14 protein-coding genes are annotated in these 12,691 nt (G+C 69.0%); 2 read left to right on the top strand and 12 right to left on the bottom strand.

The features are described 5' to 3' along the window. Window positions 1-3: 3 nt before the first annotated feature. From gspE to AC5P8F_RS18955, 12 genes are all read right to left on the bottom strand, one after another. The gene (gspE, locus tag AC5P8F_RS18900; RefSeq protein WP_080355725.1) at window positions 4-1,437 is read right to left on the bottom strand and encodes a type II secretion system ATPase GspE; all 1,434 of its coding nucleotides are present in this window, start codon (window positions 1,435-1,437) and stop codon (window positions 4-6) included. Continuing rightward, window positions 1,434-3,815 (bottom strand): type II secretion system secretin GspD, encoded by a 2,382-nt coding sequence (gene gspD, locus AC5P8F_RS18905; RefSeq protein ID WP_478411066.1) that lies wholly within the window; start codon window positions 3,813-3,815, stop codon window positions 1,434-1,436. Before gspD ends, gspE begins: the two co-directional genes overlap by 4 nt. Then, complete coding sequence (locus AC5P8F_RS18910) at window positions 3,812-4,339, bottom strand: type II secretion system protein M (protein ID WP_014647368.1); 528 nt, start codon at window positions 4,337-4,339, stop codon at window positions 3,812-3,814. The genes gspD and AC5P8F_RS18910 overlap by 4 nt, the downstream gene beginning before the upstream one ends. After that, window positions 4,336-5,499: a type II secretion system protein GspL gene (gene gspL, locus AC5P8F_RS18915; protein WP_346601186.1), complete on the bottom strand. Its 1,164-nt coding sequence runs from the start codon at window positions 5,497-5,499 to the stop codon at window positions 4,336-4,338. The genes AC5P8F_RS18910 and gspL overlap by 4 nt, the downstream gene beginning before the upstream one ends. Beyond that, complete coding sequence (gene gspK / locus AC5P8F_RS18920) at window positions 5,496-6,401, bottom strand: type II secretion system minor pseudopilin GspK (protein ID WP_495228768.1); 906 nt, start codon at window positions 6,399-6,401, stop codon at window positions 5,496-5,498. Before gspK ends, gspL begins: the two co-directional genes overlap by 4 nt. 9 nt (window positions 6,402-6,410) lie before the next feature. Then, window positions 6,411-6,848: a type II secretion system major pseudopilin GspG gene (gene gspG, locus AC5P8F_RS18925; protein ID WP_014647371.1), complete on the bottom strand. Its 438-nt coding sequence runs from the start codon at window positions 6,846-6,848 to the stop codon at window positions 6,411-6,413. Window positions 6,849-6,905: 57 nt separating this feature from the next. Continuing rightward, window positions 6,906-7,487 (bottom strand): hypothetical protein, encoded by a 582-nt coding sequence (locus AC5P8F_RS18930; protein WP_111206991.1) that lies wholly within the window; start codon window positions 7,485-7,487, stop codon window positions 6,906-6,908. A gap of 120 nt (window positions 7,488-7,607) precedes the next feature. Next, window positions 7,608-8,159 carry a hypothetical protein gene (locus AC5P8F_RS18935; RefSeq protein WP_049439478.1) on the bottom strand — a complete coding sequence of 184 codons (552 nt, stop codon included), beginning with the start codon at window positions 8,157-8,159 and terminating at the stop codon, window positions 7,608-7,610. A 58-nt stretch (window positions 8,160-8,217) separates the two neighbouring features. Beyond that, the gene (locus AC5P8F_RS18940) at window positions 8,218-9,198 is read right to left on the bottom strand and encodes a FecR family protein (protein ID WP_049439476.1); all 981 of its coding nucleotides are present in this window, start codon (window positions 9,196-9,198) and stop codon (window positions 8,218-8,220) included. Window positions 9,199-9,267: 69 nt separating this feature from the next. Further along, window positions 9,268-9,798, bottom strand: a complete 531-nt coding sequence (locus tag AC5P8F_RS18945) for an RNA polymerase sigma factor (RefSeq protein ID WP_032961748.1) — start codon at window positions 9,796-9,798, stop codon at window positions 9,268-9,270. Window positions 9,799-9,814: 16 nt separating this feature from the next. Further along, the gene (locus tag AC5P8F_RS18950; protein ID WP_046430979.1) at window positions 9,815-10,495 is read right to left on the bottom strand and encodes a TonB-dependent receptor; all 681 of its coding nucleotides are present in this window, start codon (window positions 10,493-10,495) and stop codon (window positions 9,815-9,817) included. Window positions 10,496-11,021: 526 nt separating this feature from the next. Beyond that, a complete protein-coding gene (locus AC5P8F_RS18955) occupies window positions 11,022-11,486 on the bottom strand; it encodes an Lrp/AsnC family transcriptional regulator (RefSeq protein WP_005413654.1) in 465 nt (154 codons plus the stop codon). Between the two features lie 128 nt (window positions 11,487-11,614). Here AC5P8F_RS18955 and AC5P8F_RS18960 point away from each other — a divergent pair, with 128 nt between their 5' ends. Together AC5P8F_RS18960 and AC5P8F_RS18965 are read left to right on the top strand one after the other, a co-directional pair. Further along, complete coding sequence (locus tag AC5P8F_RS18960; protein WP_495228771.1) at window positions 11,615-12,346, top strand: AzlC family ABC transporter permease; 732 nt, start codon at window positions 11,615-11,617, stop codon at window positions 12,344-12,346. Beyond that, entirely contained in the window at window positions 12,343-12,657 is a 315-nt protein-coding gene (locus tag AC5P8F_RS18965; RefSeq protein ID WP_014647378.1) for an AzlD family protein, read from the top strand. Before AC5P8F_RS18960 ends, AC5P8F_RS18965 begins: the two co-directional genes overlap by 4 nt. Window positions 12,658-12,691 lie beyond the last annotated feature (34 nt).

Raw genomic sequence — 12,691 nt, forward strand, 5'->3', positions numbered from 1 at the left:
GCCTCAGTCGTCGCCGGTGACGCGCAGGATCTCTTCCAGCGTGGTCACCCCGCTGTCGACCCAACGCTGGCCGTCCTGACGCAAGGTCCGCATGCCGGCACGCCGCGCCGCCTCGCGCAGTGCAGGTTCACCCTGCCCTTCATGGATCAGCGTACGCACGCGATCGTCCACCACGAACAACTCGTGGATGCCGGTACGCCCCCGGTAGCCGCTGTTGGCACAAGCCGCGCAACCCACCGCGCGCCATACGGTACGGCCGTCCCCATCCACCTCGGCACGCCGGCAGTGGGTGCACAGCCGCCGCACCAGCCGCTGCGCCAGCACGCCGCGCAGCGACGAGGCCAGCAGGAACGGTTCCACCCCCATGTCGGCCAGGCGCGTCACTGCCGAAATCGCGTCGTTGGTATGCAGGGACGCCAGCACGCCATGGCCGGTCAGCGACGACTGCACCGCAATCTGTGCGGTCTCCAGGTCGCGGATCTCGCCGATCATGATGGTGTCCGGGTCCTGGCGCAGGATCGCGCGCAGCGCGGTGCCGAAGCTCATGCCGATGCGCGCGTTCACCTGGATCTGGCCGATGCCGGCGAAGTCGTACTCCACCGGGTCCTCCACGGTGAGGATGTTGCTGGTGCTGCTGTCGAGCTGGCCCAACGCGGCGTACAGCGAGGTGGTCTTGCCACTACCGGTCGGGCCGGTGACCAGCACGATGCCATGCGGCTGCCGGATCAATCCGGTGAACGTGGCCAGGGTGTCATCGGCCATGCCCAGGCGCTGCAGCTGCAGACGGCCGGCATCCTTCTCCAGCAGTCGCAGCACGGCGCGCTCGCCATGCCCGGTCGGCACCGTGGAGACTCGGATATCCAGCGGACGCCCACCCACGCGGATCGCGATGCGCCCGTCCTGCGGCAGGCGCTTCTCGGCGATGTCCAGGTGGGCCATGATCTTGATGCGCGATACCAGCGCTGCGTGCAGTGCGCGCCGTGGCTGCACCATGTCGCGCAGCGTGCCGTCCACCCGGTAGCGCACCACCGAATGGGTCTCGAACGGCTCGATGTGCAGATCGCTGGCGCCATCACGTGCGGCCTGCGCCAGCAGCGCGTTGATCATGCGGATCACCGGCGCATCATCCTGCGCGTCCAGCAGATCGGTGACTTCCGGCATGTCCTGCATCAGCCGGTCCAGATCGACTTCGCTCTCGGCGGCACCAACCACGGCAGCGGCGTCGCCGCCGTCACGGTACTGCTCAGCCAACCGCTGCTGCCACGTCGCGGCATCCAGTGCCTGGAAGGGCAACGGTCCATGCCGGCGGCGCAGTTCGGCCACAGCCCACGCTGCGGTATCGACGGTACCCAGCAGCACAGGCTCACCGCCAACCTCGGACAGCATCACCCCATGGCTGCGCACCCAGGCGTACGGCAGTGACGCGGCGGCGCTCACGGTCCGATCACCAGTTCCGGCGTGTAGCCCAGCCCGCGCAGTTGCTGCAGTGCCGGGTCCAGCGTCGCCGGGTCGCGCGGCAGCCGCACCCGCAGGCGCTGGCCACTCTCGCCCGGCGTCGCCTCGGCATAGGCCTGCAGGCCCAGCGCCCGCACCTGCGCCACGCCCTGGCGGGCACGGGTCGGGTCCAGCCCCTGTGCGAACTGCACCAGCTGCGCATCGCCGTCACCGGCCGGATACAACACTGCCAGGCTGGTGTTCTGCAGCGGCTGGCCCTGGCCATCGCGCGCATTGCCCTGGCCGAGTACAGAAAGGTCCTGCGGCGGCAACTGCGGTGCCGACAGCGCCGGCAATGCCCAGCTCTGCACCGGTTGCGCGCCAGCCTGCGCGTTGCGCATGTAGTCATAGCGGTCGCGGGTCAGGCGCTGGCCGCCGGCCGGGTCACGCACCACGTGCGGACGCAGGAACACCATCAGGTTGGTCTTGGCGCGCCTGCGCGTGTCGCTGCGGAACAAGGCACCCAGCACCGGAATCTTCCCCAGCCCCGGCACCGCGTCACGGCCATGGCTGACGCTGTCCTCCAGCAGGCCACCCAGCACCATGATCTGGCCATCGTCCAGCAGCACGCTGGTATCCAGTGCGCGCTTGTTGGTGATGATGCCGGCCGTGCTGTTCGCGCTCTGCGCATCGATGCTGCTGACTTCCTGGTAGATGTCCAGCTTCACCGTGCCGCCCTCGGAAATCTGCGGGCGTACCCGCAGCTTCAGGCCCACGTCCTCGCGCACGATGGTCTGGAATGGATTGTTGCTGCCGCCGCCACCGTCGGTCACGTAGCGGCCGCTCACAAACGGCACGGTCTGCCCGACCATGATGCTGGCCGCCTCGTTGTCCAGCGTCATCAGGTTCGGCGTGGACAGGATGTTGGCACCGCCCTTGCTCTGCAGCGCGTTGGCCAGCGCCTTCATGTTGAGGATCTGGCCGACGCCGGGCAGGTTGATGGTGCCGTCGATCACCCCGATCTTCAGGCCATCCTTGGGCAGCACGTCCAGGGTGGTGCGCGCGGTGGTGTTCAGCCCGCTGCCACCGCTGGTGCCGCCGAAGTGGGTGCCGCCGAAGGTGCGGCCATTGCCCAGCATCCACTGCACGCCCAGTTCGGCCGCGTCGGTCTGGTTGACCTCCACGATCAGGCTTTCCACCAGCACCTGTGCACGGCGCTGGTCAAGCTGGTCGATCACCCGGCGCAGGTTGCGGTACACCGGTTCCGGCGCCGAGATCAACAGCGTGTTGGTGGCCACGTCCGCCTGCACCGAAATGCCGTTCTGGCTGAAGCCGGTGCTCCCGGCGTCGATCGGGTCGCGGCGGTTCGGATCCAGCCGCTGCGATTCCAGCGCATTGCTGCCGGTCCTGGCCTGTTGTGGCTGCGACGGCTGCGCCGGTGCGGAACGGCTTGCATCGCCAGGCAGTGGCGTGATGCCTTCATTGCTGCCCACTGCCGGCGCATCGCTCTGCCCCGCGACCACGCCGCGCAGCACGCCGGCGAGCTGATTGGCCTGGGCATTGCGCAGGTAGACCACATGCAGGTTGCCGGACTCGTCCTGCGCGCGGTCCAGCTTCTCCACCAGCTGCCGGGCCAGACGGGTGCGCCCGGGACTGCTGGAACGCAGCAGCACGCTGTTGCTGCGGGGGTCGGCCATCACCACCACCTTCTGGCTGGGCTCTGCGCCCTGCGCATCCAGCAGCGGCGCGACCATCGCCGCGACGTCTACGGCGATGCCCTGCTGCAGCTTCACCACATCGGTGTCCATGCCGGCCGGCGTGTCGACGCTGGCGATCACCCGCGCGATGCGCTCCAGGTTGTCGGCATAGTCGGTGATCACCAGAGTGTTGTTGCCCGGGTTCGCCGTGATCGGATTGTCCGGGCTGATCATCGGCCGCAGCACCGCCACCAGCGCGGCGGCGTTCTCGTAGCGCAGCGGAAAGGTGCGCGTGGCGACCTCGCCTCCTGCACCGCCACTGCCCACCCGGCCACCGAGCAGCTTGGCGTCGGCCTGCGGCACCACCCGGCTGACGCCGCCATTCTCGACCACGGCGAAGCCGCGCATGCGCAGCGCGCCCAGCAGCAGCTGATAGGCCTGGGTACGGCTGACCGGGCCATCGGAGACCACCGTCATCTTGCCGGTCACCCGTGGGTCGACCAGGAACTGGCGGCCGGTGAACCGTGCCGCCATCCGCAGCACGCCACCGATATCGGTATCCACCAGGTTCAGCTGCACCGGCTCATCGCGTGTGTCCTGCGCTGCCACCGGCGCCGGCACGTGGGCCATGCCCACGATCAGGGCCAATGCAGTACTGCAGGCAAGGCTGCGCATCGCCCTCATGGATGGGCACCCGCAGTGGCCACCATCACGATGTTTCCGGAAATCCGTGCCGCCGGCATGTTCGCGTCCCCTGTGCGTGTCAGTTGCAGCTGCTGCAGCTCGATGGCCGGGTCGGCCAGCAGCGGCAGCAGCCAGTTCCATAGCGCATCGGCGGGCACCGCCTGCACCTGCAGGTGCCAGCGCCCGTCACGCGCTTCGATATGCAGGCCGTCGGCAAGGCCGGCGGTCTTGATTCCATCGCGCAGCCCAGGAAGTGTCGGATGCTGGCCCTGCGCCAGCTGCTGGCGCTCACGGACGCGCAGCAGCGGTGCCAGTGCGCGCGACTGCGCCTGCAGCCGCGGTAGCTCGGCCTGCCAGTGCGTGCGCTGCTTCAGCAGTGGCTCCAGCCACAACGACCACAGGCCCGCCACCAGCAGCGCCACCACCATCACCCACAGCATCCGCCGGTCGCGCGGTGGCAGGCGTTGCCAGCGCTGCTGCAGGCCGGCCAGCCCCCCGCCCAGCCGCAGGGTGCGGGCCGTCACTGTCCCGCTCCGCTCACCCGCAGGGGCCCACCGGCGTCGCGCACCAGCAGCAGGCCCTGCACCTGCAGCGCCTGCTGCCAGTGCTCAAGCCGCTGCGGATCATCGGCCAACGCCTGGGCATCGGCATCCAGCTCCATGTCGAGCTGCCCGGGCTGGTAATGCAGGCTGCGCACCTGCCCGGCCAGCTCCGGAACCGCCAGCAGCGTGCCGGCTACCTGCCGTTGCAACGGCGGCAACGGTGGCGCCGGTGGCGGCACCGCCAGAGCACGCCTTGCCTGCAGCACCGGATCCACCACATCGGTGATCTCCGGGAAGCGTGCGCTGAACTGCCGCGCCATGTCCTGTTGCAGCGCCTCGCCCTCGATCCGCCAACGCCAGACCTGCAGCTGCAGGCCGAGCGCGGCCAGCAGCACTGCCGCCAACGCGAGGCCGATTGCCAGGCGTGGCGCTTGCCGACCCGCATCGGGCAGCGGCAGTGACCACCCCGGCAGAGGGCCACATGCCTGCCGTTCCTTCATGACGGCGGTGGCCGGCAGGCTGTCCGGCCACGCCGGCGGTACGCTGCCGATCCATTGCACGGCCTGCACGCCGGCCTGTCGCAGGCGCACGGCCAGCGCCTGCATGACTGCACACGCATCACGTCCGCCATACCACTGGACGAACCCCCGATCGCGCCCGCTTCGCACCAGCAGGTGCTCGCCGCTGACCTGCAGCGTGGCCTGTCCGTCCTGCCAGGGCAGCAGCAGCGGCGTCGGATGGAGTGCCTGCAGCTGCAGTCCGCACGAGGCCAGCAACTGCTGCGCCTGCAGGACCGCCTGCTGGCCGAGCCAGGCCACCGGAACCGTGCCGTCACCCGCCTGCGCACCGTGGGCCAGCGCGACGTCCTGCAGGTCATCCAGCAACATCGCCTCCACCTCACCCTGCAACGCCAACTGCAGGCGGCGCCCGGACAACGGTGGCAGCTGCAGTTCCAGCAGGATCAGGTCGCTCGGATCGAGGCAGGCATGCACCGCAGCCCGCGGATGCCGCAGACCCAGCGCCGCCAGCGTGGCGCAACCGTGGGCCAGCACCTCGCCCTTGTGCAGCTGCGCCCAGTCCACCGCGCTGTCGGCGTGCAGACCCTCAAGCGTCGGCAGGCGCACCCGAAGCTGCCCGTTCATGCGCCGATCCTCGTCCACACGCGTTGCACACGCACGCCATCGTCGCGGTACTCGCGCCAGAGCAGCGCGCGGAAATCAACCGCGCTGCCGTCAGCCTGCACCCGGCCGACAGCCAGGAACCACTCGCTATGGATACCCAAGGGAAGTACCGCCATCTGTTCGTTGCTCAGTTGGAGTCGGTTGGCGATGTCGCCGCGATTGAGCAGCCAATGGCCAGCGTCGCGCTCACCGAGCAGCGCCTGCAGCCGTGCCGGCTCGACCGCAGGCGTCACCGCCTGCAGAACGCGCAGGTCGCTGGTGTTGGCGTTGACCAGGGTCTGTGCCGGCAACACCACGGTGCGTCGCGCCAGCGCCTGCAACGCCACCGGATCGGCACCCGGCAGCGCCTGTTCGATCAGTGATTCGCGCGGCAGCGGCGCCTGCGCCTGCATGTCGCCATCGCGCAGGCGCGCCTGGATGTGGTCCGCGGCGGATGTGCAGGCGCCCTGGCCCAGCCCCTGCCCGGCACACAACGCGATGAACGCGCGCCGCGCCTCGGGGTCCGGCCTGCCATGCGCAAGCAGATTGCGCAGGTTGAACATCGACTGCGCATCGACCAGCTGCAGCTGCACCGGCAACGGCGCCTGCAGCTCCAATGGGCGCGCCCAGCGCCCGCTGCGCGCCGTGGTCAGCTGTTCCTTTGCGTCCTCACGCAGCTGTTGCGCCGCACGTTCCAGCGTTGCGTCCACGGCCATGCGTACCTGTGCGCGCAGCTGGTCACCACGCAGCGCGCGCAGCTGGGCCGACTGCCGGGTGAGCAGTGCAGTGGCAATCACTGCCACCAGTGCCACCACCAGCAGGGCGACGATCACCGCCATGCCACGTTGACGGACACTCGAAACAGACCGCATCCGGGCTGACATCGGCCTGCCTCACAGCTGCCACGAGCCGATGTCCGCGTTCCCGGCGTCGCCACCGGGCTTGCTGTCCGCACCCAGCGAGAACACATCGATGTCGCCATGTGTGCCAGGCACCTGATATTGGTACGGATGGCCCCACGGGTCATTCGGCAGGCGATCCAGATAGGGCGTGACCGGCATCGCGCCACTGCCCTGCGGCGGCTTCACCAGCGCCTGCAGGCCCTGCTCGGCGCTGGGATAGCGACCATTGTCCAGCTTGAACAACTTCAGCGCCTGCATCAGCGCCGCGATGTCCTGGCGCGCTGCCACCACGCGCGCCTGGTCGGGACGGTCCATCAAGCGCGGCACGATCAATGCCGCGAGAATGCCGATGATCACCACCACCACCATGATCTCGATCAGGCTGAAACCCTGCTGCCGAGCCCTGCGACCACCCACCTGCCTTGCCATTGTTCCGCCCTCGTCATCCTGGAAGAGACCGCTGCGCCATGGTCAGCGGTGCATGTGTCAGTACGATAAACATCCGCCGGCAATTCGCTGCGCATGTGCCTGGGCGGGCGCCGGCGCAGCCGGTACGCGTGCCGCCTCGAGCAGGTGTGGCGGCACACTGGACAGCGTTTCGTCGATGCAGCCGCGCAGCAGCGGAAGCGCGCACGCCTGCAACAGGCGCACGCACTGCATCGGCGACCACGCGGTGCCATGGTCGAGGCCGATGAACGTGCGGTAGGCCTGGTGATAGCGCAGATCGTCGTACACGCGCTGCGCACTGTTGAGATCACGCACGACCACCAGCAGGGCCGCACGTTGCAGCAGCCGCGCATCGCCTGCGTCAAGCGGCAGCGCGTTCATGGCTGCTTCGGACCACGGCCGCAGCTGCAGATCAAGGGCGTGCCGCAGCGCCGCCAATGGATGCGCGCTGCTGTCCAGTGCCGCCCAGCGCGCGGCATCGGCCCAGGCATCACTGGACAGCACCCAGACCCACGAGTGTCCGTAGCGTTGCACATTCAAGGGCGTGTGCCGCGCCTGCTCCAGTGACCGGCTCAGGTGGCGATCCAGCTCCAGCATGCTGATCCTGCGACTGTCTGCCATCTTCGTCGCCCGTGCTCCGCGACGCGTGGTGCGTCGTACTCTGGAGAAGACGTCAGCAAGGCAGGTGAAGCGACAGCGCGAATGCCGCTCTGTGCGCTGGGTGGTGCTTCATCGGCAACGTCATCGCAGCGTCATCCGCCTGCAGGCTTCGCGCTGCAGGCGCGGTGCGTCACCCCCGCAGCGGCGGGCCAGTACCGCCACGTCGCTGCGCGCGGCGAACGCGACCAGCGCGTCTGTCATGTCCACGTCATCGCACCACGACGCCATCGCAATGCGCACCGCGGGCAGCTGCCAGCCGTCCATCACCCCGCGGGTGCCCGCCACGAACCAGTGCCACAGCCGGTGGTGCAGCACCTGCTCGTGCAGCTGCGCGAGATCCCTGATGCCATGCATGTCCATCAGCAGCAGTGCGCGTGCCAGCGCCGCAGGCGGCAACACACCGGTTTCAGCCAGCGGCAGCACCTGCTGCTGCAGGCGCAACAGCATCGCCAGCGGGTGCGACTGCGGATCGAAGTCCAGCAGCACGGCCTGTTGCTGCCACTGTGCGTCCGATACCACGCATACCCATGGCGAGCCGTAGCGGTGCACCATCAACGGCCGTCGCTGGGTGGTTTCCAGCAACGCCGACAGATTGCGGCGCAGATCCAGCACACCGATGGTCTCGTTGCGCATCCTTGGCGTCTCCTTGCTTGCAACAGCCCTGCGCGGCGCGCACGTCCAGCGTCTTCACCTAACCAAGGACGGCAATGCCACCTGGAAAGCGACGCAGATCCAGCGACATCGTCAGTCGCAGCTGCTCCAGCGCCGCATCCGGATCATCGATGCGGAAGCGGCCGCTGACCGGGGCGCGCGCCAATGCCGATTCACCCAGCAGCACCTTGCCGCGGCGGTAGCGGTTGATCTCCTCCACCACCTCGCGCAGCGGCGCCCGGCGGAACACCAGCATGCCTTCGGTCCAGGCACTCACTTCCGAGGCCACGGCTTCGGCCACCACGCCACTGAGGCGCTCGTCGTACCGGGTCTGCTGGCCCGCCTGCAGCTGCAGGCGGCCCTGCGGGTGCTCGATCCGGGCGCTGCCCTGCAGGCAGGTCACCCGTACCTGGCCGTGGGTGTTGCGCACGTCCAGGCGCACCGCCCCTTCATCGGCAATCACGCAGCCCGCCCCTGCGAACAGGGCCAGGCGCAGGCCGGCCCGGGTCTCGATCGCGGCCTGGCCCTGCACCAGCTCGAAGCCTTCGCCCTCCGTGTCCGCACGGCGGCGCAGGCTGCTCTGCGTATCCAGCTCGATCTTCAGCTGTGGCGAAGGTGCGATCTGCAGCCGTTCACCGGTACCGGTGTGGAAGTCGGCCGTCATCGCCGTCACCGAGGGCCACAGCCCCAGCGGCGGACGGATCGCCGCCACCACTGCCAGGCTGGCCGGGGCGGCAATCGCGGCACCCAGGAAGGCACGCCGGCTCCAGCGCTGGGTCGGCGTCGGCACGACCGGTTGGCGTGCAGCGGCAGGCAGCTGCTCGCCGGCCAGGCGTACCTGCTCCCATTGCCGGCGCGCACGGCCGAATGCTTCGCGATGACGGGGATCAGCCTCGCACCACGCGCGGAAGCTGCGCCCGTCGGCCGCAGTAGCCTCGCCCGAGGTCAGCCGCACCACCCACGCGTGCGCCTGGCGCTCGACGGCATCCAGCGGGCGTTGCGGGTGATCGTCAGGATCCATGGGGGCTCATGCCGGACCCGCACGCTGCGGGGTTCTGCTCGGCGTCAAAGTGTAGACGGATGCCGCCGCTCAGAACCGCACCTGGCGCCCCTGCCCGCTGCGCTCGGCCAGGTAGTCCTGGGCCGCCTTCAGCTCACGCTGCACCAGCCGCAGCGACACGCCGAGGTGATCGGCGACGTCACGCTGCTGCAGGCCATCGACGCGGATTGCCAGCAGGATGCGGCGACGCCGCTCGGGCATGCGCTGCAGCAGGCCCACCATGTCCTCCAGCGCGAAGTCCAGTTCGGCCGCCTGCGCCGGCCCCGGTGCCGGGTCGGCCATGTCCATCAGCGTCTCCACCTCTTCCAGGCTCAGCAGGCGATGGTCGGCACGTTGGCGGTCGATCACGGTATTCATCGCCATGCGCAGCAGGTAGGCCGCAGGGTTCTGCACGGCGTCCAGGCGGTCACGGCGCGCACTCAGGCGCATCCAGGTGTCCTGCAGCGCGTCACCGGCCAGCTCCTCCGATCCCAGCTTGCGCACCAACCGGCGCTTCAGCTCGTCGTAGGCCCCCAGAAGGTGGTCCATCAGGTCAACTGCGCCAGCCGTACCGTTGCTCATGTTCGAATCCTTGAAGTCATGGAAGGGGCGCGCGCCCGCCACAGTCGTGGTCGGTGCCGGAAGGACGGATCTGCAGGGTCACCGGCTGCGCCAGCGCGGCGGCCTCGGTCGCCAGCACCAGGCCCTGCAGCGCCTGCAGCAGGCGTGCATCGCGGCGGGCACTGCCACTGCCGGACAGCAGCTCGGGCTCGCTCACCCGGCCCGCGCCGTCGATGCGGAAGCGCAGCGTCGCGGCGTAGCGGCCGGGCGCGATCTCCGGGTCGTCACAGAACGCCGCACGCAGCCGCTGCTGCAGCCCGCCATAGCGACGCCGACGTTCGGCCTCGGGAAGTTCGGCGCCAACACCGGGTTCGGCGGCCGAGGACGTGCCCCGGCGCAGCACCACGCGCTGCGCGCCGATCACCTCGACCTCGATGCCGGAGTCCTGCAACAGCACCTGCAGGGCAGGCAGCGGCTCCAGGCTGGCGCGCAGCGCATGGCTGCTGCGGCCCGCGGCCAGGTCGCCCGGGTACATCACCGACCACCCACTGATGACGCTGAAGCGCTCGACCGCCTGTTCCAGCGGTTGCGCAGGGATGTCGTAGGCATGAACTCCGTCCTGCCCGGCAGCGGCAGAGGACAGCAGCAGCCACGCGACGATGGCCACCTTCCAAGTTCTGACCGCATGGTGTCCATTCAGCCCCCTGACGTAGAACACATGACCCTCGGCAGCGACAGCAGCTGCAGTGGACGCGCACCAGGACCAGCACCCCGGCCCGCGCGCGACCCGCAAGCGGGCTCAAACCGTAGCGGGGCCACATGTCATTGCGATGACCGCCGCCTACAGCCGACGTGAAGCCAGTCACCCATCAGGAATCAATAAATCGAACGGACCACCTCATCCACGCCTGGGGTCAGAGCCCGTTGCGCAGCAACGGGATCCGACCCCGTGCCGGCCCAAACGTGTCGACCAAGGTCGACACCCACCAGGAGCAGTTCATGCCGTTCCGGCAGATTGCGGGGAACTGTCGAAGGCGGGGTGGGTCTGGTTGCAGGGGAGTCCGCGGCATGAATGCCGCGGCCAAGCCCCCATGGAAGGGTTTACGGCGTCCCCTGCAACCGGACCCACCCCGCCATCCAACGGAATGCACGCTGTTGCTTCGGCTGTTGCTTCTGGGGTTGCCGGCCAGAGGCCGGCACTACCCGCGGGTGCCGGGCGCCACCCTGGCGGAAACCCCCGCCCTTCACAGCGGCAGCTGGGTCGTCTGCTTGATCCGCTGCATCGGAATCTCGGTCTTGGTGTTCTGCACCCCGGCGATCCGGTTCAGGTGCTGCATCTGGAACTGCCGGTAGGCATCAAGGTCGGCCACCGCCACCCGCAGCAGGAAATCGCAGTCACCGGCCATCAGATGGCATTCAAGCACTTCCGGGAAAGACTTGATGCTGTTGATGAAGTGATTGGTGGTGTCCTCGTCCTGCCCGCGCAGCCACACGCGGACGAATACCGTGAAGCCACGGCCCACCTTGGCCTCGTTCAACAAGGCCACGTAGCGGTCGATGTAGCCGCCTTCCTCCAGCAGCCGCACCCGACGCAGGCAGGCCGACGGCGACAGCCCGACCAGCCGGGCAAGCTCCAGGTTCTGCAGGCGGCCGTCGCGCTGCAGGGCGTCGAGGATACGCCGATCGAGGTTGTCGAGCTGATACTGCATGGGATTCCGCCCTTGTCACTTCTGGCCGCATGAAATATCAATCATCAAGAATCCAGTGGCATGAACGCAACCCGATTTCGCGATCGGACCGCTAGCATGGGCCACCCCCTACCTCGTTGTTCCGTTCCATGGACGCCCGTACCACCCTCCCCCTGCCCGACACCTGCGATACCGCGCCGCGTGCCGAATTCCTGCGCGGCCTGCGCGCCGCCCTGCCGGTGATGATCGGTTTCATTCCCTTCGCCCTGGTGCTCGGCGCGCAGGCCGCGCAGAAAGGCCTGAGCGCACTGGAAGTGCCACTGATGACGGGCCTCAACTTCGCTGGCGGCTCGGAGTTCGCCGCCGTCGAACTGTGGACCTCGCCACCGCACATCGCACTGATCGTGGCGATCACCGCACTGGTCAACAGCCGCCATCTGCTGATGGGCGCCAGCCTGGCCCCACTGCTGCAGCACCTGCCGCGCCGCCGGGTGCTGCCGGCGTTGTTCTTCATGTGTGACGAAAGCTGGGCGATGGGCGTGGCCGATGCGCGCCGCCGTGCGCTCGGCTTCAGCCTGGCCTATTACCTGGGCGTCTCCGCGGGCCTCTACACCGTCTGGGTGGCCTGCACCGCGCTGGGTGCGATCGTCGGGCCGCTGCTGGGCGACATCCACGCCTACGGCTTTGACATGGCCTTCCCCGCCGTGTTCCTGGTGCTGCTGCGCGGCATGTGGCAGGGCATGAAGGCCGCGCGCCCGTGGCTGGTCAGCCTGGTCGTGGCCGCCGCCACCTATCTGCTGATCCCGGGTGCGTGGTACGTGGCCAGCGGCGCATTGGCCGGCCTGGCCGCCGCCTGGCTGCTGGCGGAGGACGCAGCATGATCTTCAACGGCCTGATCCACTGGTCCTCGGTGCTGACCATCGTGCTGATGGCCGCCGCCACCTACCTGACCCGCATCGTCGGCTTCCTCGCGCTGCGCAACCGCACGCTGGGCAAGCGCGCGGTGACGGTGATGGAAGCCGCGCCGGGCTGCGTGCTGATCTCGGTGATCGCTCCGGATTTCGTCGCCGACAAGCCCGCCGACCTGGCCGCGCTGGCGATCACCCTGCTGGCCGCCACGCGGCTGTCGATGCTGCCGACGGTGCTGATCGGCGTGGCCTCGGCCGGGCTGCTGCGCTACCTGATGGGCTGACTGCGGTGCGCCGGGCAAAGGCCCGGCGCTGGCC

The sequence above is a fragment of the Stenotrophomonas sp. YJH_SMC_69 genome (assembly GCF_059370495.1).